The organism is Desulfitobacterium dehalogenans ATCC 51507 (assembly GCF_000243155.2).
GTDB classification, from domain to species: Bacteria; Bacillota; Desulfitobacteriia; order Desulfitobacteriales; family Desulfitobacteriaceae; genus Desulfitobacterium; species Desulfitobacterium dehalogenans.
In genome coordinates, this window is the sequence record NC_018017.1 from 3,647,207 (window position 1) to 3,668,539 (window position 21,333).

22 protein-coding genes are annotated in these 21,333 nt (G+C 47.5%); all 22 read right to left on the bottom strand.

Annotation, left to right across the window (positions count from 1 at the left end):
* Positions 1 to 32 precede the first annotated feature (32 nt).
* Positions 33 to 452 carry a cytidine deaminase gene (locus DESDE_RS17665; RefSeq protein ID WP_014795388.1) on the bottom strand — a complete coding sequence of 140 codons (420 nt, stop codon included), beginning with the start codon at positions 450 to 452 and terminating at the stop codon, positions 33 to 35.
* A 759-nt stretch (positions 453 to 1,211) separates the two neighbouring features.
* On the bottom strand, positions 1,212 to 1,595 hold the full coding sequence (locus tag DESDE_RS17670; RefSeq protein ID WP_014795389.1) for a diacylglycerol kinase family protein: 384 nt from the start codon (positions 1,593 to 1,595) through the stop codon (positions 1,212 to 1,214).
* A gap of 20 nt (positions 1,596 to 1,615) precedes the next feature.
* Entirely contained in the window at positions 1,616 to 2,089 is a 474-nt protein-coding gene (gene ybeY / locus DESDE_RS17675) for an rRNA maturation RNase YbeY (protein WP_019851217.1), read from the bottom strand.
* Between the two features lie 39 nt (positions 2,090 to 2,128).
* The gene (locus DESDE_RS17680) at positions 2,129 to 4,357 is read right to left on the bottom strand and encodes an HD family phosphohydrolase (protein WP_014795391.1); all 2,229 of its coding nucleotides are present in this window, start codon (positions 4,355 to 4,357) and stop codon (positions 2,129 to 2,131) included.
* Between the two features lie 13 nt (positions 4,358 to 4,370).
* On the bottom strand, positions 4,371 to 5,342 hold the full coding sequence (locus DESDE_RS17685) for a PhoH family protein (protein WP_014795392.1): 972 nt from the start codon (positions 5,340 to 5,342) through the stop codon (positions 4,371 to 4,373).
* 36 nt (positions 5,343 to 5,378) lie between these two features.
* Positions 5,379 to 6,590: a sporulation protein YqfD gene (gene yqfD / locus DESDE_RS17690; RefSeq protein ID WP_014795393.1), complete on the bottom strand. Its 1,212-nt coding sequence runs from the start codon at positions 6,588 to 6,590 to the stop codon at positions 5,379 to 5,381.
* A 33-nt stretch (positions 6,591 to 6,623) separates the two neighbouring features.
* Positions 6,624 to 6,896, bottom strand: a complete 273-nt coding sequence (locus DESDE_RS17695; protein WP_014795394.1) for a YabP/YqfC family sporulation protein — start codon at positions 6,894 to 6,896, stop codon at positions 6,624 to 6,626.
* Between the two features lie 108 nt (positions 6,897 to 7,004).
* The gene (locus tag DESDE_RS17700; protein ID WP_014795395.1) at positions 7,005 to 7,481 is read right to left on the bottom strand and encodes an NADH-quinone oxidoreductase subunit B family protein; all 477 of its coding nucleotides are present in this window, start codon (positions 7,479 to 7,481) and stop codon (positions 7,005 to 7,007) included.
* A gap of 17 nt (positions 7,482 to 7,498) precedes the next feature.
* Entirely contained in the window at positions 7,499 to 9,106 is a 1,608-nt protein-coding gene (locus tag DESDE_RS17705) for a hydrogenase large subunit (protein ID WP_014795396.1), read from the bottom strand.
* Entirely contained in the window at positions 9,072 to 10,571 is a 1,500-nt protein-coding gene (locus DESDE_RS17710) for a hydrogenase 4 subunit F (protein ID WP_014795397.1), read from the bottom strand. The genes DESDE_RS17705 and DESDE_RS17710 overlap by 35 nt, the downstream gene beginning before the upstream one ends.
* A 9-nt stretch (positions 10,572 to 10,580) precedes the next feature.
* Positions 10,581 to 11,237, bottom strand: coding sequence for a hydrogenase (locus tag DESDE_RS17715; protein WP_014795398.1), 657 nt, complete (start codon positions 11,235 to 11,237; stop codon positions 10,581 to 10,583).
* Position 11,238: 1 nt separating this feature from the next.
* A complete protein-coding gene (locus DESDE_RS17720; RefSeq protein ID WP_014795399.1) occupies positions 11,239 to 12,225 on the bottom strand; it encodes a respiratory chain complex I subunit 1 family protein in 987 nt (328 codons plus the stop codon).
* A gap of 12 nt (positions 12,226 to 12,237) precedes the next feature.
* Positions 12,238 to 14,151 (bottom strand): proton-conducting transporter transmembrane domain-containing protein, encoded by a 1,914-nt coding sequence (locus DESDE_RS17725; protein ID WP_014795400.1) that lies wholly within the window; start codon positions 14,149 to 14,151, stop codon positions 12,238 to 12,240.
* Positions 14,152 to 14,633: 482 nt separating this feature from the next.
* Complete coding sequence (locus tag DESDE_RS17730; RefSeq protein WP_019851224.1) at positions 14,634 to 15,245, bottom strand: GDSL-type esterase/lipase family protein; 612 nt, start codon at positions 15,243 to 15,245, stop codon at positions 14,634 to 14,636.
* A 68-nt stretch (positions 15,246 to 15,313) separates the two neighbouring features.
* On the bottom strand, positions 15,314 to 15,772 hold the full coding sequence (locus DESDE_RS17735) for a YbaK/EbsC family protein (RefSeq protein ID WP_014795402.1): 459 nt from the start codon (positions 15,770 to 15,772) through the stop codon (positions 15,314 to 15,316).
* A 60-nt stretch (positions 15,773 to 15,832) separates the two neighbouring features.
* Entirely contained in the window at positions 15,833 to 16,285 is a 453-nt protein-coding gene (locus DESDE_RS17740; protein ID WP_014795403.1) for a GatB/YqeY domain-containing protein, read from the bottom strand.
* 14 nt (positions 16,286 to 16,299) lie between these two features.
* Complete coding sequence (gene rpsU, locus DESDE_RS17745; RefSeq protein WP_005816464.1) at positions 16,300 to 16,476, bottom strand: 30S ribosomal protein S21; 177 nt, start codon at positions 16,474 to 16,476, stop codon at positions 16,300 to 16,302.
* A 128-nt stretch (positions 16,477 to 16,604) separates the two neighbouring features.
* Positions 16,605 to 16,949 carry a histidine triad nucleotide-binding protein gene (locus DESDE_RS17750; RefSeq protein WP_014795404.1) on the bottom strand — a complete coding sequence of 115 codons (345 nt, stop codon included), beginning with the start codon at positions 16,947 to 16,949 and terminating at the stop codon, positions 16,605 to 16,607.
* Positions 16,950 to 17,026: 77 nt separating this feature from the next.
* Positions 17,027 to 18,154, bottom strand: a complete 1,128-nt coding sequence (locus tag DESDE_RS17755) for a PEGA domain-containing protein (RefSeq protein WP_014795405.1) — start codon at positions 18,152 to 18,154, stop codon at positions 17,027 to 17,029.
* Between the two features lie 100 nt (positions 18,155 to 18,254).
* Positions 18,255 to 19,613, bottom strand: a complete 1,359-nt coding sequence (gene mtaB / locus DESDE_RS17760; RefSeq protein ID WP_014795406.1) for a tRNA (N(6)-L-threonylcarbamoyladenosine(37)-C(2))-methylthiotransferase MtaB — start codon at positions 19,611 to 19,613, stop codon at positions 18,255 to 18,257.
* Positions 19,614 to 19,660: 47 nt separating this feature from the next.
* Positions 19,661 to 20,398: an RsmE family RNA methyltransferase gene (locus tag DESDE_RS17765; RefSeq protein ID WP_014795407.1), complete on the bottom strand. Its 738-nt coding sequence runs from the start codon at positions 20,396 to 20,398 to the stop codon at positions 19,661 to 19,663.
* A complete protein-coding gene (gene prmA, locus DESDE_RS17770; RefSeq protein ID WP_014795408.1) occupies positions 20,385 to 21,323 on the bottom strand; it encodes a 50S ribosomal protein L11 methyltransferase in 939 nt (312 codons plus the stop codon). The genes DESDE_RS17765 and prmA overlap by 14 nt, the downstream gene beginning before the upstream one ends.
* Positions 21,324 to 21,333: the final 10 nt, after the last annotated feature.

Genomic DNA, 21,333 nt, shown 5'->3' on the forward strand with positions numbered 1-21,333 from the left:
GGCAAAGGTATTAGAAAAGGCCAAGCAAACGCTTAACCTAAAAATTCGGGGCCAAAGGAATCGGGAAGTAAAGTGTTCAAGCGAGTCATCTTAGTTTGTCCTTTTCCATTGACTAAAATAACCAAACAATCTTGAGAAAACTCCCGTAATACCTGACGGCAGGCACCGCAGGGGGAAGGAAATACGTCCGTCGGCACCGCAACTGCCACTGCCCTCAAGCGGCGCTCCCCATGATAGGCAGCATGGAAAACAGAATTGCGCTCAGCGCAGATGGTCAAGCCATAGCTGGCATTCTCCACATTACATCCGGCTATGATACGCCCGGATTCCCACAGGGTAGCAGCTCCTACGGGATAGTGGGAATAAGGAACATAGGCGTTTTTATAGGCTTCTTGGGCCCGGCGAATTAGCTCTTCGATGAGCTCTGGAGGAATTTGTTGTAGTAAGTCCATAGGGTCTCCTTTCGTTTGCTTGGATCTTGGATCTTGTCCGGGTCGCGTAGCTTTACGCACAACGGTCACTCTGTAGCTCCGGGGCTGGTTCACTCGCTTTCTTAACAGCTCCCGCCAAACCCCGCTGCTTTCTGCATGTTAACCATGGCTCCGCTACGTTAAGAAAGCCTCGTTCACCTAGCCGCCCCTCCACTAAAGCCGTTCCCTTTTGTGCGTAAAGCTACTGCTTACAGGACTCTTTTCAGCCCAGCTCTTGGGGCCTTTTCAGCTCAACTTTCAGGGCTCCTTCAGCCCTGCTCTTGGGGCTCTTTAAGTTTTTTCTTAAGGTTCCAGGCCCTTAAGGAATTCCTGATGTAAACTTCAGCGCCTTTCCTGGAGTAGCTGACCATGCCGCTCAAGCGGCGTCGGCAAAGGCGGAAAAAGCGGCTCGGATAAGACGCTTGCCCCACAACAGCTCCCACAACGCCCCACTTGCTCAGACCCGAAAAGCAGCCCAAGGATTTTGCTTTACAAAAGGGAGCGAATTTAAGCGAGCGGAAACAAAACTTCGCGAAAAGCATGCAGCGGAGTCGGGTTGGAAACAGGATGTTTCCAACCGCCCATTGAGCAGGAGCGATTTGGGCGGCGTCCCGACGGAGCGGAGGGCTTTTCGCGTTAGTTTTGTCCGCGCAGCTTATTGAGCGACCGGTGTAAAGCAAAATCCTGGAGACATCCGGTGAATCCCGAAAATCCCCAAAGCCCCCGCTTCTGACAGCTTTTTCAACTCAGCCCAAGAAAGCCAACCAAACGAGGCCCAAAAATAACGATCCCGACAGCAACCGCCACGATAGCCGTGATCAAGACCGCACCGGCCGCTACATCCTTGGCCAAGCCGGCCTGGGGGTTGAAGTTAGGTTCGGCCAAATCAACCGCAAGTTCCACAGCTGTATTAAAAGCTTCTGCTGCCATGACACTGCTGATGGTCAGCAATAAAATCCCCCATTCCCAGCGGTCCAGTCCCAGCCAAGCGGCGGCCAGAAGGACTAAAGCTCCGGCGAATAGATGAAAGCGAAAATGTCTCTGAGTTTTGCAGTTATAAAGAATCCCGTTAAAAGCATTGCCAAAGCTTTCCCAGTTAGAATGCTTCTTATGATATTGGCCCATAGTCATCTTCCTTTACCAGCTTAACGTAGAAGACCGATTTGGCTCATTACGGCTTCTTCTTGCTGACGCATTTTCCCTTTTTCCTCTTCTTCCATATGATCATAGCCCAGGAGATGAAGAGTTCCATGGACCGCTAAATAGACCAGCTCCCGTTCAAAGGAGTGTCCATAATCAGTAGCCTGATTTCTTGCCCGCTCCACCGAAATGATAATATCTCCAAGAAGATCGTCCTCGTAATCCAGGATATCCGGTTCATCTTCCGTTTCCTCTTGTAGGGCAAAGGACAAAACATCTGTTGGCCGATCCACTCCACGGTAATCCCTATTCAGTTCATGGATTCTGGCATCATTCACTAAGGTCAGGCTGACTTCAGCCTCTTCCGGCCCATTGGATAAGCGGATGGCCTTTTCAATTCCTTGCTCCAAAAGACCTATAAGTTCCCCGCGATCATCTTCAGGAATGGATTCTTCCTCCCAATTAATATCCAAATTCATTGGTGTGGAGCCGCATAAGCGACCCCTCACCCCCTTCCGTTACGAATTATCCGTTTTTTCGATTTCTTTCGCAGCGTGTCCTTTTTCTGCAGGAAGTTCACCTTCCTCCCTGCCCCCGACTTCCCCGATCTTATCAGTCTCCGGCAGTTGTCTGGGTTGCATATCGGGATACTCTACCCGGGAATGGAAGATGCCGCTCAGAACCCGGACAAAGGATGTGGCGATCTTATCTAAATCCTGGAAGGTCAAGTTACATTGACTGAGCTGATCATCGTTAAGCTTGTCCTTGATAATCTTGCGAACCAATCCTTCAACCCGTCCCGGTGTGGGCTGTTTCATAGCACGAACTGCCGCTTCCACACTATCTGCCAGAAGAACCAGAGCAGCCTCTTTGGTCTGGGGCTTTGGCCCTTCGTAGTGGAAGGCCTCTTCGGGAACATTGGCGTTATCCTCCATAGCTTTATGGTAGAAAAAGCTGACCACGCTATCCCCATGGTGTTGAGCGATAATGTCCTGCAGGACCTGAGGTAGATTTTCTTCCTTGGCCATCTCCAGCCCATCTTTGATATGGGAAGTGATGATCAAAGCACTGAGAGTCGGGGCTATTTTATCATGAGGGTTATCTTGAGCGAATTGATTCTCAATAAAGAAATAGGGCCGTTTCAGCTTGCCGATATCGTGATATAAGGCTCCTACCCGAACCAGGATAGCGTTGGCCTGAACCTCTTCTGCTGCGGCTTCTGCGAGGTTACCCACCAGCACACTATGATGATAGGTACCTGGAGCCTCCATCAAAAGCCGCTTTAACAAGGGACGATTGGGGTTCGAAAGCTCCAGTAAGCGTACTGCCGAGGTAATTCCAAACCCGGTCTCAAACCAATGAAGAGTTCCTACCGCAAGCACTGAAGAAAAGACCCCATTCACAATCCCCAAACCTATGCTGACCAGCCAAGTAGATATTCGCGTACCTGACACTAAGGCAATACAACTTGCCGTAATCACATTGAAGGCTGCGATATAAAGCCCTGCCCGAGCCAAATCGGAACGCTGGCTTAACAGGGAGACACTATGAACACCTATGAAGCCCCCAAACAAGGCAATAAGAGAAATCTGCCAGCCCGTGGCGGACGACATAGTGGGGTCAGCCAGCAAACCGACAAACACAGACAAAAGTGCTGCCGAAAGATAGGCAATCTCCACATCCACTAAAATAGCAATAGTCATGGTTGCCCAAGCCACGGGGATCAAGATACCGGTCATGGCATTATATTCTGCATCCCCGAGATTCAGGGAGATTACACCCTTCCCCATAGCCAGGACCAGGAACATCATTAAGCCAATGAGCACTAATTTCTTGGTCATATCCGAGACATTTTTGCGATATTGATAAGCATAGAAGATCATGGTCGCCATACCGGCCAAGACAATCAGGGCGATACCGGCGACGGAGCGCCAAGGAGACCGATTTTCAACCAATCCGTAGGCCGCAAGCACTTGCATTATTTTCTCATCTACGATTTCTCCCGGTCCGACGATCTTCTGCTGGGCTTTATAACGGTGCACTTCCAGCCGCACCGAAGCCCGCGCATTCTGTCTTAAACTCTCTGTAGCTTCGCTATCCTCCTCTAAAGTCGGCTGAGTGATCTTTACATCCACGAACTCTTTAAGAAAAAGCTTAAACTCGTTAGGAAAAGGAGCATCATCAATATCCCGCTTAATATGTTGACGCAAGGTTGGAACATCCTCAGGATTGCGTGCTCCAGTTTCATCTTTACGGGCATTACCAAAAATAATCTCCGTGGCTCTTTGTTCTTTTTCGTCTAAAAGCTCAGAGGAAGAATTTAAAAGCCCTTGGAGCACTTCCTGAGACAAAGTGTTAAAAGGAGCCGTCTGACGCAATGTTTTCAGTATGCTCGCCTCATCCTCATTGCTGGTTATTGCTTCCTCCAAAGCGATAAAGGCAGTGCTTAAATCACGAGCAATGCTTGTCAGATATTCCTCATCGTGCTTATAGACCGGCTTAACTGCATTGGCTGCCTCTTCTTGGTCTTGGTAGTACTTTTTCAAATCCTCGATATTTTTTTCATAAGGAGCCGTCACCAGCTGAGGGCTGGGATCCCCCAGCTCAAGATTGAGCTTGGAGACAAAGAGCCCTGAAGATAAAATTCCTATAAACAGCACAAAGCACACCACCAGTGCAATGATATATCGCCAAGTGGTGCTTATATTAGAAAAAAGCTTTAAGGAGCCTAATCTACGAATGTTCAAACGCATCCTTCTTTCACTGACCTGGTTCCAAATTTTCTTCGGCCTTTTCATAAGCCTGAATGATTTTCTGAACGAGAGGATTGCGTACTACATCAGCAGCCGTAAAGTAATGAAAAGAAATATCCGGTATACCTTTGAGGATATTTTGGACCTCTTTTAAGCCGGAATAATGACCCCGGGGCAAATCCACTTGAGTCACATCCCCTGTCACCACGGCGTGGGATCCATACCCCAGACGGGTCAGGAACATCTTCATCTGTTCAGGAGTAGTGTTCTGAGCTTCGTCCAAAATCATAAAAGAATCATCCAGAGTGCGGCCCCGCATATAGGCTAAAGGAGCAATTTCAATAGTTCCCTTCTCAACATAGCGTTGGGTCGTCTCCGGTCCAAGCAAGTCATAAAGAGCATCATAGAGAGGCCTTAAATAAGGATCCACTTTTTCCTGCAGATCACCGGGCAAAAAACCAAGTTTTTCCCCGGCCTCAACCGCTGGCCGCGTCAGGACGATGCGGTTAATCTCCTTGGCACGCAGGGCTAGCACTGCCATCACTACAGCTAAATAGGTCTTTCCCGTACCCGCTGGCCCGATTCCGAAGACAATGGATTGTTTTTCTAATGCTTCAAGATACTTTGCCTGACCCAACGTCTTTGCCTTGATGGGACGCCCCCTGTGAGTGGTGGCGATGACCTTAGAGAGAGCATCGGCCATTCCTTTTCCATGGCCTTCTTCCACTTGGGAAATAACATAAGAAACCCCTGCAGGAGTCAAAAGGTGCCCTTGCCGGACCATGTCCAGCAACTCCTTAATCACAACCTCCGTCTTTTCAACCTCATCGGCACTTCCGGTAATGGTCATTTCTTCTCCTCGCACCACCAGCCGTGTCCCCAAGTGTTTCTCCAATACTTTCAAATGAGCATCTTCCGCTCCGAGCAAGTTCATTGCTTCGGAGGCATTTTGCAAATACATCTTTGATTCTTTCGTCAATTTTTCGCCCCCTGGTGCTAAAACTCCTTACATCAATTATTCCTCTGGGTAAACCGCTAAATCTTCATACGACTCTACTTCAATGCGCACGCACTCGCCATCGGCATTTTCCAAGACACGAACTTTTTCCTCCAGAATATGGGCCCCTGGAGAAATCTTCTTATGGACTTCCGTCCGTGCCAATTCCTCTGCAGCTTGGCGAGCTTCAGCTTCATTTCGTTCAATCTGCTTCTTTTGCAGTTCATTATACTGTACGGATACTATTTCGACAGGAAGCCGCCAATTCCTCCATAAGGTTATTCCATGATATTGAACTTCCTCTTTGACTAGGGGAAAAGGTGATTCCGGTGTTGTTACCATTATGACTCGTGCACCGAATTTTATACCCCATCCCTTGGCAGCATTTCCGCTCTCGATGATTCGTTCTTCATAATAAGGTACCACAGCTTCGGCACTATACCAAACCCTACCACGTACAAAACCTTTGGCCGCAGGAACCGTTTCAGGAATATAATCCTTTTGTTGAAGCTGGCGATCCGTCCGCGGTTTAGCACTGGGATTCTGAATAATTTTCGGTGCTTGAATCAACACTTGCCCCGGCTTAACAATTTCTCCTTCATGAACCAGCGGAGTCCCCTGGATTACCATGACTTGCTGGACGAGTCCTGCCTTGCTTGCCACCAAATTCCCAGCTTCACCCGGAACCTGAGGGCGGACCTTTTGTACCACTTTAATCTCCACACGGGTACCATGTCTGCTGATTCCAACCCAGGCGGCATCCGGGAATTCTTCGACCAACAGTTTGGCAACCTCATTCAAATCCACCGAATCCTGCCATGTCCACGTTTTCAGTCCATACTTTTCGGCGCGGTCAAAGATTTCTTGGCTGGAAATCGTCGTATTCCCTGACACGGAAATAGAAAGAATCATCTGGGAAAAAATAGCCAGCGCTATGCCAATGGCCATTATACCGGCTAATAAAAACTTCCGGCGCCACCATCGTGCAGCTATAAAAGGCCACCCGTATTTTGCCACAATACGCACTCGGGTATGAGTCATTCGAGCAGGGCGTCTTAGGCGATGAAAGTCCTGAATTTTCACTTGGGCTCTCACGCCCTTTTCTGAGCGCTGAGTCTTAAAAAACACGATTCCCTGACGTATCCCTTCATTAATAAATCGGGGAAGGTGGTCTCCCCGGGCTACAAAAAGAACACGACCTTGCAAAAATTCTTGGAATCTGGAAATCATTTGGAGTCCCCTCCTCTATAGTGTAAAAAGAATTTAAACTCCCAAATAGGCCAAAGCTATAAATTCTCCGACAATCCGCAGTTCCGTTGCTAACACCGTCTTGAGAACGAGTTCTTTTCCGGTAATCCTTAATTGACCTTCTGTTGTATGTAAAAGAATCTCTTCTGGAGTAAACTCGACGATTTCCATGTAATTTTCCACAAGAACTTCCTGACGACCGGTAACGGTAATACGCGGTCCATTTCCGGCAACATCCGGGGGAAAATCCAGCGCTTCCCCTATATTTTTAGTGAGTTTATCCAACATAAATAACCTCCTCCCTTCTAAACCATGTTTATGAAGGAAGGAGGCCAAATAGTCCAAGCTTGAAGGACAAAGCAGGCAAAAGTTCATGACCGATTAGGTTAAGACATCTCAATCTTTTCTCCTTAACTGAAACAAGACCTTCAACAGATCGTCAGGGGAAGGCGGGCATCCCGGAACACTGATATCCATGGTTAAAACCTCTCCCACCCCATCATGAGCTGCATAGGCTCCTTTAAACACACCCCCATCGATGGCACAATCCCCTACCGCAATAATCCGTTTGGGATTTGGGGTCCCTTCCTGGGTCGCCAGCGCTGCCTGAATCAGATGAGCGGACATGGGGCCGGTACACATTAGAATATCCGCATGGCGCGGGGAGGCTACAAAATCAAAACCAAAACGCTGCAGGTCATAGATGGGGTTGAGGAGAGCAGACATTTCCCAGTCACAGCCATTACATGAACCGCAATCCAGATGCCGGATATGCCAGGATTGATGGAGGGAACGGAGATAGGCTTCATTCTGCTCTAACTTTTTTTCTGTTAAGCGTCCCATCTTCATGCTTCGTTTTAGTAAATTCAACATAGTTCTACTCCTCCATCCTAACGGTCACAGCAGCTGTAGCATAGTTCAAAACTCTTATTAATCAACGGAAAATCCGGAACAATATTCCCCAGAACAGCCAGAGGAACAGCAGGCCAATTGGCATAGGAAGCGGAGCGAATCCGACAGCGATAAATTTTCCCTTCGTCATCCAGCATCAGCCAGACGACATCCGTTCCCCGGGGAGATTCAGCACAGCCCCAAGCGAAAGAATAAGCGGCCGGCGGTAAACATGGTTCTAAAGAATCGTGTAAATAATCTCCTTCCAGAAGCTTGGCAAGCAAAGCAAAGCTTTGTTTCACTTCCCGTACCCGGACCATAAGTCGGGCCCAGACATCCCCCTCCTGCTCCACCTGAGGCTCCACCTTCAGCTCCCCATACAAAAGATGAGCGTGACGTTCCCTCCAGTCCTGTGAGATTCCTGAGGCACGAGCCGCCGGACCGGTAACTCCTAAGTCCAGAGCACTTTGTTTACTTAGTACTCCGGTGGCAATAGCTCTCTGACGAAATCCATCATGCTCCAGAATCAAAGGAATCCATTCCTCAAAATCCCGCTCCAGCCCAGCCAGACGCCTTTGCAGCCAGGCGGTTTCCTCCTGCTCAGGGATCCTTCTAACTCCACCAAGAGTGATATTTCCCCGCAGGAAACGGTGCCCGAACAGTTTATGGTTGAGACGTTGGAGCTGTTCCTTACTCTGTAAGGCATTTCCACTACCTAGGGCAAAGCCCACTCCGGCGCAGAGATTGCCGATATCCCCTACATGATTATAGAGCCTTTCCAGCTCTGCAAGCACGGTCCGCCAGCCTAATATTCGGCGGGAAACCTGCACCCCTTTAAGCTTCTCTACCGCTTCACAATAGGCAAGAGCGTGACTGACCGTACACACTCCACAGACCCGCTCTACGATTTCCAATCCTTCTTCAGGACTTTTTCCTTCCAGAAGTTTCTCAATCCCTTTATGAGTATAAAAAAGCTGAGCATCAAGGTGAAGAATGGTTTCTCCGATCGTTTGAAAACGAAAATGACCCGGTTCAATAATCCCTGCATGAATAGGTCCTACCGGAATTTCGAAGGTCCCTTCACCTTTAGCCTCCGTAAAAGAGAGGGGTTGAGGATCGAATCCGGGGGATCTTTCCTCAGACATTGATGATAATTCCGGCTCAAGCTTTCGCAATGGATAAAAACCTTCGGGCCAGCCAGGATGAAGAACCAAAGGTCGATCATCGGGATGTCCCTCGGGGCGAAGTCCCAACAGATCTCTTACCTCGCGTTCCGGCCAGTTCAGGGCCGGGCACACTATGGTCAGGGAAGGAAAGCTCTCTTCGATTCCCCGGACCCCTAAAGTTAGGGTGAAATCGCTGGAAAAATGGAAGAGTAGATAAAGTACAAAACCATAACCTAAGCCCCGTTCATCATTTCCTATATGAGTCATCAGCACGGGACGGGATTGGGCATCCAGCCAAAAGTGCTCCACCACCTCGGGCAGGTAATTGGACTTCAGCCAAACCAGTCCCTCATTTTTGGTCCAAAGATCCAAAGAAAAATCCTCCGGTTGCTTAAGTACCCGCCCTTCAAAATACTCGCGTAATTTCAATGAATTCTCCATACTCTCCACCCCCTCCCAGAATTAGCTCCACAACCTGACCCAAAGCCTGGTCAAGAGACTCCGGAACAAACACTCCCAAAATCAGGACCAGAACCATGGGAACGGCTAACCAAAGCACTTCCTTACCTTCCCCCTTATCCTCCAGGTGACGTTCACCCGGTGTACCAAAAAGCATCCCCAGAAAATGATAAAGGAACCCCGCAAAGATAACCGATAAGAACAAGGCCGTTAAAAAGCCTAAGATAGGATGATTGTTCTGGAAAAGCCCGGCCATGATGTTGATTTCAGAGCGGAAGGTTCCAAAGGGCGGTGTTCCTGTAATGGCCAGCAAACCCATGAGGAGAATTCCACCGGTATAGGGCCATAAACTCATAACGCCCCGAATTTTGGGAATCTGACGAGTACCCGTCATCTGGACGAGATGACCAACTGCCACAAAAAGATTAGCCTTAGTCAAAGCATGAAGAATGAGATGAAATGAGGCTCCCCATACAGCAAGAGGGGTATCCAGTCCAAAGCCCAAAGCAATAATTCCCATATGCTCCACACTGGAGTAAGCCAGGAGGCGTTTAATATCTTTTTGTAAAAGAATAAAAGCAACCATGGCTCCTAAGGAAATCAACCCAAAGACAAGGAGCAGCTTCCCGGAAAAACCCGGGCCCAGGCTTGTTTGACGGACCAGGATATGCCAGCGCAGAATGGCATATAAAGCACAATTAAGCAAAACCCCGGATAATAAAGCACTGACCGGAGAAGGAGCCTGACTATGGGCATCCGGCAGCCATGGATGCATGGGAACAAAGCCAACCTTAGCCCCATACCCGATAAAAGCAAAGACACAGCCCAGCTTAACTAAGGCTGGATCCAACTGAGATGCCATCCCCACTAAACATCTCCAGTCCAGAGCAGCCAGGCTATAACCATTAATCCGCCCAGACGCCGCATAGAGAATCATAGTCCCTAATAAAGCAAAGCTGATACCCACCGTACAAAGAACAATATATTTCCAAGCGGCTTCAACAGCGGCTTTTTCCCGGTAGAACCCCACGAGGAGGGCCGTAGCCAAAGTGGTTCCTTCTATCCCTACCCACAATAGCCCCAGATTCGGAGTACTCACCACCCAAAGCATGGTAGCGATAAACATCCAAATCCAGAAGTAATACCAGGGCAGCCGGCTTTGGGGGATCTTTCCTTCTTCCACCTCTTTCTCCATATATGAAAAGGAATACACAATCACATAAGCAGCAATAACCGCAATCACTCCGAGAAGCAAGGCACTTAACGCATCCCAGGAAAAAAAACCTCCCCACAGACTTTGAGGACCTTGACTGAACACCCGCAGGACCATTTCTCCAACCAAGACAAGCAACGCTATGAGAGCCAGACTATTGCATAGTCTCAACACCCGGTTGCTTGAAGAGATGAGCATACAAAGAGCTGCCATAAAAGCTACAAGGACAAACATTCAGCTTTCCTACCCTTTCAAAGAATTAAGTCTCTCTACATTCAGCGAATCGAACTTCTGAATCATCCGTTTGGCCAGGATCCCCAGGATCAAAACCCCAATGAGAATATCGAAGATCACTCCTACTTCTACTAAAAGAGGCATACCGCTAGTGAGAAGGAAACCTACCAGGAAGATACCATTATCGATCAGTAAAATCCCCACCATTTGAACCAAGGCTACTTTGCGAATCACCATAAGCAACAGCCCATAAAAGAGCAAAGAAAAAGCAATAGCCAATCCATTGCGCAGAGCAGGCTCTACTAAAGACAGCAGCGGTTGGGTTACGGCATAAGCAAGGATAGTTAAGGCCGCAGCCACCACTAAAGAAGAGGGCCGGTGCAGAAACACTTCACCTACCCATTGGGTATGGGATAGATCTGCGGTACGCTTAAGCACCCAGGGGATCACTCCTCCTTTGACCAATAAGGAGAGAAGAGCAATGGCAAGGAGCTCAAGCTCAGATTCCTTCACCCCTTCCAAGAAAATAAGCGCCGCGAGAAATACTGCCTGCCAAGTCCAACCCACGAGTACTTTCTTCAGTTTGACACAACCAACGATATACAAACCGACAGCCAAAAGAGCAAAGAGCACCAACTGCTGAAGATTTTCCAAGGTTCCTTCCATGTCATATCCCTCCTTTCATAATCCAAAGAGTTATCAGAGCCAGGACAGCAGAAGCCAAACCCATAGCTAGAATATTGGGAATCCGAAAAAGCCGAACCTTAACATTAATGCTTTCAAGGGTGGCAAAGAAAGCACCCAGTAAAACTATAAGGCCGATCTGGAGGATTCCCTGGATAAGTAACGTCTCGAGTGGGATGCCCTGGCCTGAGGGATTCATAAGATTTATATTGGCAGGTAAAATCAAGACAGTCAGAAGCTGAAGCAGAAGCAGCTGTTTCAGCTGTTCTGCCCAAAGTAAAAAGCCTAAAGAACGACCTGAGTAGTCCAGAAGCATACCTTCATGAATCATAGTCAACTCCAGATGAGTGTCGGGATTATCCACCGGAATCCTCCCCATCTCAGCGATGACGATAATAAAAAGGGCCAATAACGCAAGAACTCGGGGCGTCTCAAAGATGGACATCCCCTGCAGCCCAGTGATCATTCCCATGAGTGAAGTGGTCTCCGTCATCAGAGCCAGAACGACCAAACTCAGAATAAATCCGGGTTCGGCTAAGGCCGCTACAAAAACCTCACGGCTGCTTCCCATACCGCCAAAGGTTCCTCCGGCATCCAAGCCGGCAAGTGCAAGAAAAAACCGAGCCAGACCAAGGCTGGCCGCCAGCCAAAAAAGGGATCCCAGAGAGTGGATGGGTGCCCATCCCCAGGGACCGGGAACAACAAAACAGGCAAGGAAGGTACTACCTAAGACAAGGGAAGGAGTAACCAGGAAGATCCATGAAGCATGCTCTGAGATAACTTCTTCTTTCCCCATATACTTCCGAAGGTCCCGATAGGGCTGGAGAAGAGATGGTCCCTGACGCATCTGCCAAAAGGCTTTTACTTTTTTTATCCATCCCTGCAACAAGGGAGCAGCGAGCAAAAATATGAGCAAGTGCACAATGGAAAAGAAGATTACTCCCCCATTCCATTCTCCAAAGTTCAGCATCCTCTTTCCCCCCTACATAGTCCAAATCAATACAACCACTAAGGTCAACAGAATATAAGCCAGATAAGTGTGGATACTGCCGGTTTGCAGAATGCGAATCCGATCCGCACACCACAAAACCAGTTTCATGGAAGGCCGATAGAACGCTTCCTCCACCATTTCACGGGTTCGGCCACGATATTTTAAAGACTGTAATACATAGGGGTTTTCCCCAAACTTTTTATCGATAATGGAATGAAAGGCCAAAATCCGTTTCAGGACAATCCGCAAAGGCATGGTTATCCCTAAACTTGTGTATTGCATACGAGGGGTTAAAGGAACACCGCAGTTCCAGGTTCCGCTTACCCTCCTCCGTTTTCCTCCTGATAACAAATAGAGCGTTCCGGAGAAAAGACCCAGAAGTAAAATATAAGGAGTAATCAGGCTAAGGAAATCGGAAAAAAACGGAGAAATTAAGCTGTCGGTTAATGAAGAAGAGCTTTGATAGCTTAGCACTTGAATGGGGACACTCATGAGTTTCAAAAGGCCTTGCGGCCAAAGCAGAATGAGTAGGGTTAGCATCATTGAACTTCCCATGGATACTGTCTGTGACCAGGGCAGCTCTTGAGCCTTTTCAGCATTTGCCGTCCGTGCCTGCCCCAAAAAAGCCCCGGAGAACCATTTCACCATGGTTGCCAAAGCCAAGGCAGAGACAAAAGCCAAAGCTGTCAGAATTAAAGGCAACATCAGCTTGAGCAGTCCCCCTCCCACTTGAATGGAAGTCTTCCATAAGGCATGAAATAACAGCCATTCCCCCCAAAAACCTCCCAAGGGCGGGAGTGCGGCAAGTCCGACAGCGCCAACCATTGCCCATAAGCCAGTTCTGGGCATTTTCTTGAGTAAACCACCCATCTGATCAAGCTTTTTTGTATGGGTTGCTTGAATAATATTTCCCGCGGCCATAAACATATTGGACTTAAAAAGGAGATGATGAACCCCATGCCAGAAAAAGGCAGCCAGGGCAAGGACCACTAATTCCGTATAACCCAAGGTTTGGGCGATCATAGCCGTCCCTAAGGCCATAGTCAGAATACCCATATTCTCCACTGTCGAGTAGGCTAGCAAGCGTTTTACATTCCGTTCCACACAGGCGTAGAGAATCCCGATAAAAGCCGAAAGCACCCCAAGCGCCAGCATTAGCCCGCCCCACCATAGCTCCATGGGGGCCAGAGTTAACCAAACCAGCCTCATGATCATATAGAGCGCGATCTTTACCATCACCCCGGACATTAATGCAGATACCGGAGAGGGGGCAACAGGATGAGCATAGGGCAGCCAGATATGAAATGGCACCAGCCCTGCTTTCGTTCCAAAACCCACCAAAAAACATAGAAAGAGACTATTTTTTTCTCCTGGGCTTAATTCTGAGGCTATGGCGGCCCAATCCCCATAAAGAAAGCTTCCGGTCTTGCTGTAGAGGTACAGAACGGCCGCAATCAAAAAGACCGTTCCCACATGGGTCATAACAAAATAAATGAAGGCCGCTTTGCGATTGGAAGTCTCCTCATGTTCATAGACCACCAAAAAAAATGAGAAAAGAGACATAAGTTCCCAAAGGAAGAGAAAATAAAAGCCGTTATTGACAAGTAAAACCCCAGCCATACTACCCAGAAAGGCCACCCAGGATAAGGAAAAGGATATAAGAGATTTTTTTCCCTCATATTCCTTCATATAGCCCAGGCCGTAAAGAGATGCCACTCCTTGCCCAAGAAAAAGCAAAAAAAGGAAGAATGCGGTCAATCCATCGAAAGAAAAACCGGCCACATTCCATTGACCCGAAGGATCACCAACCGGAAAATTCCAGCCCAGAAAGAAAATTCCGAGGATTGCCATCACTAGCGTTAGGCTCATTGTTCCTATCCTAACACCTCGCTCCATACCCACCATCATCGTCTCATCCTTTCCAGCCCAGAAAATAATTGTACTATAACACAAGCAATCTTATGTTTATTTTAGGAATCTGTATCTAATTGTTCTATAACACGTTCTTTAATCTTACCTCCTTTTTGCCTCTATAAACAAGTTGCATAAGTATGCATTTTTTCCCTCATTTAGCCTGATTTCTAGTTAACCCTTATTTACCCCATACTTTCGTTCACTAGCCCTTCTTTTTGCCTTTAACCCCTCCAATTCTCATTATTGACAATAAAAAACAAGAATTCTCTTCAAAAGTCTTTAAGTTTATAAGGAACAAATCCTTTAAAATGCGTTAAAAGCAAAAGGGAAGTGAAGTTTTTTCACAGACTTTTCGAGGTTGTAGGCTCGATAACACAATAATTGTAAAAACCGTGCCATGCTCAGAGGGTAAAACATTTTTTTATACAAAAAAATTCCCTAACCATTTAGTCAGGGAATTCTAACATTAGAGTTTAATATCGTGCGAAGAGCTCAGCCATAACTTGATGTCCAGCAATATTAGGATGAATATGGTCAGAGCTAAGAAGGAGCATTTCTTGGCCTTTAAATGCTTTGGCAACCGGCACCACGATTCCTCTATAATGTCTGGCCATTTGAGTGACCGTATGGTTGGCACTTTTCAGCAAAGTATACGCGAGAGCATCGGTTTGTTTATCTAGGGGAGGTAAGGGATTATAGATACTTGCTATCTTGAGGACTGCTGAACAATTAACACTTCTTATCCTATCTCCCAGTGACATAAGATTTTGGTGGAAGTCTCGCAGAGTCAGCTCCGGATTGACCAACCGACCTGATACCAAACCTTTGCCAAGGGCAAGAAGATCGTTTGAGCCTATGGTCACTGTAATGATTCCGGCTTGAGAAATTAAACGCTGTACATTAGTCTGTCCAACCACATCAACCAACTGGCTGCTTGTCAGACCATTAACCCCAAGGTTCTCGTATCTTAGATTCGGACAACCGGACAACAAGGTTGAATAATACAAGGTAGCAAACGAACAATTGAGCCCCACTCCATAACCTGTCGTTAATGAGTCACCTAATGCCAGGTATATACCATTCATACGGTTTGCTACCACCTTTCATATGCTTCTTACATAAATTATGCATCAAGCGTCCGATATGGTAATGATTAATCCTGAGCCACATTCACCCAGCCTGTTGCCACAAGCTCTTCCAATTCTACCACTGTCAGCTTTACTGCTGCATCAGGGGCACCTGCTGCCGGATAGACTACAGAGTATTTCTTTAATGATTCATCTAAATAAACAGGAATTTCCTGCCTTAATCCGAAAGGGCAGACCCCTCCCACCGGATGTCCGGTCAATTCCAAAACCTGCTCTACTTCAGGCATTTTGGGTTTTCCGTTGAAGGCATCCTTGAATTTTCGGTTATCCAGTCTTTTATCCCCTGCCATAAGCACCATGACAAAATCTCCCTGAACCTGTAAAAAGAGAGACTTGGCAATTTCCCCTGGGGTAACACCCAAGGACTCTGCGGCTTTAGCAACAGTACTGGTATCTTCAAATTTCAGAATAGGTACTGTTTTCCCCTTCATATGGAAAAAATTCTTCACCGTTTCAACTGACATGTGACCTCCTTAAAATGTTAAAAACCTGATTGCTAAGCTTGCAATCAGGTTTTTAGTGAGCTAAGATCCTAGAAGTTCACGCACGATCTGGTTAACCAGTTTGCCGTCAGCGCGTCCTTTTGTCTTCGGAGTAATCTTGCCCATGACTTTACCCAGATCTTTCGGTCCTTGAGCACCGACTTCGGCAATAGTCTCTTGGGCTAACTGGCGTATTTCCCCTTCAGAAAGCTGCTGAGGAAGGTATTCCATGAGAACGGAGATTTCCTCCTCCAGGGCTTTCACTGTATCGGGACGATTCGCCTTAGAAAACTCTTCAATCGAATCACGACGCATTTTGACTTCTTTAGCTAAGACTTCGATGACTTGATCATCGTTAAATTCCACTTGCTTATCTATTTCAGCATTTTTAATGGCGGCCCGGGTCATTCGGATGACGGAAAGTCTAACCTTCCCCTCCTCTTTGGCCTTCATGGCAACCTTCATATCCTCAACGAGGCGATCTTTCAGGGACAATTCAGTGCAACTCCTTATTTAAACTTACGTTTACGTGCTGCTTCGGATTTCTTCTTCCGCTTAACACTAGGCTTTTCATAATGCTCATGTTTACGAGCCTCTGATAATACGCCTGCACGCTGACAAGTACGCTTGAACCGGCGGAGTGCGCTATCCAGGGATTCGTTTTTACCGACTTTAATTTCGCTCATTATCTTATCCCTCCCTCCACTGGATCATGTACAGATATACTAGATAATTATACTGGATGAGATGGCGTGCGTCAAGTTCCTGACGGACATACAGGTCGTTTTGGCTATGTTTTAAGGGGTTTTCTTTATCAACAAATTTTTATGCCTAAAGGCTGACCGCCAATCAGGTGGAAATGCAAATGCTTAACCACCTGGCCCCCATCGTCACCACAATTGTTAACCACACGATAACCTGAATCAGCTATACCAGACTCTTGAGCCAGTTTTTTAGCCACCATCAAAATATGCCCGATTAAGGCCTCATCCACAACTTCAATATCATTTAGGCTTTCCATATGTTTCTTTGGAATTATAAGCAAATGTACCGGAGCTACAGGATTAATATCCTTAAACGCCAACACATACTCATCCTCGAAAACAACCTGGCTGGGAATCTCCTTATTGATTATTTTACAAAAGATGCACTCCGACATAAAAACCCTCCCTTTATGTTTATATGCAAAAGCTACTCACTTCGCTAATGATTGAGTTACTTCTTTTATCCTATATTTTATTCAGTGAAACTAGAGACCCAATGAATAGGATGGATGAGGAAGTAGAACGGTCCTTTATTATTTTCTAATTCCGGATAGGGGAACGGTTCCCAGATACCGCCGACATCACTCATATAAGAGAATTTTTCTATTATCGGTCCATAAGCGGTCCCGATAATTCCATAATCCAAGGGATTTTCCCCTTCCATAACGGCCTGGTAATTGGTAAGCCTCAGCCGTCTATTCTCCTCCGCTCCATGAGAGGCAATCGTATATATATCTCCATGGAGCCGTTCAAATTCGGCTATTTCAAATTTCAGGCGTCGCCTCAGTTCTTGTCGGACAGTGGGAGTTATGTCCTCGGCCGATTTTAAGCCCATTTCCTGAGCGTAAAAAGCCAGGGTCTCATAGTGCAGACCCACTTCGTGGCCCATTGCCCTCACTTTTCGGATCACTTCCGGATCAGCGGTGCGCCACCGGAAATAGTAGGAACTTTTGATTCCCCGGGCTTTTTCCAGTTCCGCCATTTCTAAGGCATAATCCGCCGATTCATCCACATCGTGTCTTAAGATGAGGGTTTTGTCCGTTATGGGAACATTGTTATAATAATCCATCACTTTTATGGGAGTATAGCCGAGACGGAGGATTTCATCCAAATAATCCTGATAACGGTGCCGGTCCACAGGCAAGATAACCTGTTTGTCTTTCGGATATTCAGTGCTCAGTTTCAAATACCGGATAGATCCCAAATATCCGGGAGGTTTAGCTACAATTTCATATTTTCCAGGAAAAAGACGCTTATTCAATGGCGATTTGCCCACATAGCTACCATTGATATAAATTGGAATCCCCTGACTCTGCTCAGTATCGATATGAAGCTTTATACTGTCGCCAACCTTTTCGATCGTCATTTCACCCTTGGACTTATTCCAGGTGGCAACCTTTCCGCCTGATTCAACCATCGCGACGAAGGGGGGAATAGTGTGTCGGTTGAACACGGTGCGGGGGGCATGAAATGTCACAGCGGGCATCATTAAAAAGGAGCCAATGCCCAGCAAGATAACGAGAACTAAAAGAAAACCTGCTATCTTCCACCGCTTTGCCTTAAAAAACCGTCCTTTTAAAAAAAAGCCATCCTTTTTCATATGGTTCTTTATTGAACCTCCCCTTCGCCAGGTTTTCTTTCTGCCTCTATTATTGCCGGAGTCCTTAAAAAATCGGCCAATACTATGAAGTTTATTTAAATTAATTCACAAAACTTTCTTCAAGCACACAATTCACCAATTCGCCGTTTGTCCAGGTTTTTCCTTCCCGAGGGGGTAAGTGAACCTGAATATAATTTCGCGTATGACCTGCAGCTACTCCCTCTGGGCTGACCCGCTCAATCAGGACTTCCACCGTCTGCCCGATAAATCTGCGGACATAGTCTTCCTGGCTTTTTCTGGCTACCTGCATAAGATCCTTCACTCGCTGCTCTTTGATTTTGTTGGGAATCTGATCAGGGTATTTAGCAGCGGGTGTTCCTTTGCGCTTGGAGTAAGGAAACACATGAACTCCGGAAAAGCCGCAGGAACGAACGGTCTCCAGAGACTCCCGGAAGTTTTGTTCCGTCTCCCCCGGAAAGCCGACGATCACATCCGTGGTAATGGCGATCCCCGGCAGCAGAGCATTCAGCCGTAGAATGAGCTCTTTAAATTCCTTGACAGCATAGGGTCTTTTCATTCGAGTTAAAATGGCGTCACTGCCGCATTGCAAAGGAATATGAAGATGAGGGCAGACCGTAGGATGATTGATAATCACATCGATGAGCTCAGGGGTAAATTCCATGGGTTCAATAGAGCTCAAGCGCAGGCGGTGCAACCCTTTAACCTGAGCAAGCACTTTGACCAACCGGGCCAAATCCCAATTCTCTCCCAGATCTTCTCCATAAGAGCCCGTATGAATTCCTGTCAATACGATCTCCTTATAACCTGCCGCAACCAGCTTTTCCGCTTCTGTGACGGCGTTCTCAGGGATTCTGCTTCTGACGGGCCCTCGGGCGTAAGGGATAATGCAATAGGTGCAAAATTTGTTACACCCCTCCTGAATTTTTAAAGTCGCCCTTGTCCTGCTTTCCTCTTCGATCAGAGGCAGTTCTTCAAAGGCCTTAGCATCCCAAATAGCATGTACACTGTTCTTCGGCTGCTGCTCCTGCTTCACTTGAGCAATAAGCTCCAGGATTCTCCCCCGATCCTGAGTTCCCAAGACCAGGTCAACCCCTTCAATATCAAGAATCTCCCCCGGAGCAGTCTGGGCATAGCACCCCATGACCACCACAAAAGCATCCGGATGAGCCTTTACCATACGCCGAATGGTTTGCCGTGACTTAGCATCCCCCGTATTGGTTACGGTACATGTATTGACCACGACCACATCCGCCTTCTCCGTGGAAGACACCACATGATATCCATTATTCCGAAACAGTTGCCCTAAGGCTTCACTCTCGGTCTGATTCACTTTACACCCAAGGGTAACAAAACAAACCCCGAGGGCCCGCGGCTCTAAATGATCACCGCTGCATCCGGCTAAAGACGACGGATTTCTTTGCTGTATGGAATCTGCCATTTTGGCACCCCCGTTAGGAATTGATTGACGATTTAGCAGAAGAACGGTTATCCCAGATCCCCATAATGCCCCAGCACAAGAGTAAGGGTCGCAATGGCCGCAGTCTCTGCCCGCAGAATCCTTGGCCCCAGGGACACACTTTGAGCCTGGAGATTCTCCTGGGCCCAAAGTACTTCCGATTCATCGAAGCCTCCTTCAGGCCCGATTAAGAGTGCTATAGGTTCCTGTGGGCTGAAATTCCTGAGCACAGATTGGAGGGTCTTGGTTTTCTCGCTTTCATAAGGAATAAGCCACTGAGTGGTTGACGGGAGGAGAGTCTTAAGCTCTTTCCAATCAGAGACTGGGAAGAGCTTTGGTTCCCGGACCCGATGAGATTGCTTGGATGCCTCACTGGAGATCTTCTGCCAACGTTCCACCCGGTCTTTGGCCTTGCTCCCTTCCAGCTTCATGACAGCCCGTTTCGTGCGCAGGGGAATCAAACCGGCCATTCCTAATTCCGTTCCCTTTTGTATGACCCACTCCATCTTTTCCCCTTTAGAGAGACCGGCTGCCAGGTAGACCTGGGTTCGGGCTTCTACTTCCGGGTAATCCTGTTCCATGATTCCACAGGTCACGCTTTGGTCCTCTATTTTATTGATAACTGCTTTGTACTCTGCTCCCGAGTTATCAAAGCCGATGATCTGATCACCCACCGCAAGACGCAAGACCCGGACAAGGTGTTCTCTTTCGGGACCCTTAAGCCAGAAAACATTTCTACCCAGTTCCGATATTTTAAAGCGATGCACCCTGCCACCCCGCTCGTAAGAGGACCCATCCCGAATCCTCTTTCTTTTCCAGAACTTCCAACCCGTGCTCACGCAGTCCTGCTTCCACATCTGGAGAACGGTGTTCGATAATACCTGAAGCGAGGAATTCTCCATCCTCTCTCATGATCCGCTTTAGGTCGGGGATAAGCATCAGGATGACATCGGCAATGATATTGGCTACCACTAAATCGGCTTGTCCATGCAATACCGTCCCCAAATCCCCTTGCTGTACCCGGACCCGTCCGGCCACCTGATTGAGTTCCACATTTTCTTGAGCTACTTTAACGGCAACGGAGTCTAAATCGATAGCCTCTACTTGAGCGCCTAGTTTTGCTGCTGCAATGGCGAGAATCCCCGATCCTGTTCCCAAATCAAAGACCCGCATATCCGGTCTCACCCTCTCTTCCAGGGTCCCCAGACACAAAGATGTCGTGGCATGGGTTCCCGTACCAAAGGCCATTCCAGGATCCAGCTCCAGGACAATATCCTGAGGCTGAGGAGTTACCTCTTCCCAAGAGGGCTTGATCAAAAAACGCTCACCGATTCGAACTGGCTTAAAATAAGCCTTCCAGGAGGTGGCCCAATCTTCCTCTTGTACGGTCAAGCCTTTCACTTGAAGAACCCATTCAGGAAAGCAATGAAGCACCTCCTTCAGTCCCTCATCAAGTCGCTGAAGCTTGGACTGAAGCTCGTGATCTTCACAGAAATATCCTTTTACCACAGAGGTTCCGGTTAATGCAATCTCTCCAAAATCATGGTAATCCCAGTTCCCGGATTCCACATAACTTCGCAGAAGTTCCGGATCTTCCACACTTACTCCAGGGCAGCCAAGCTGATAAAAAAGATCGGCAACAGCTTCCTCTCCTGCCGATGAAACAGTTACCGCAATTTCGCGCCAATTCATGCTTCAGAAC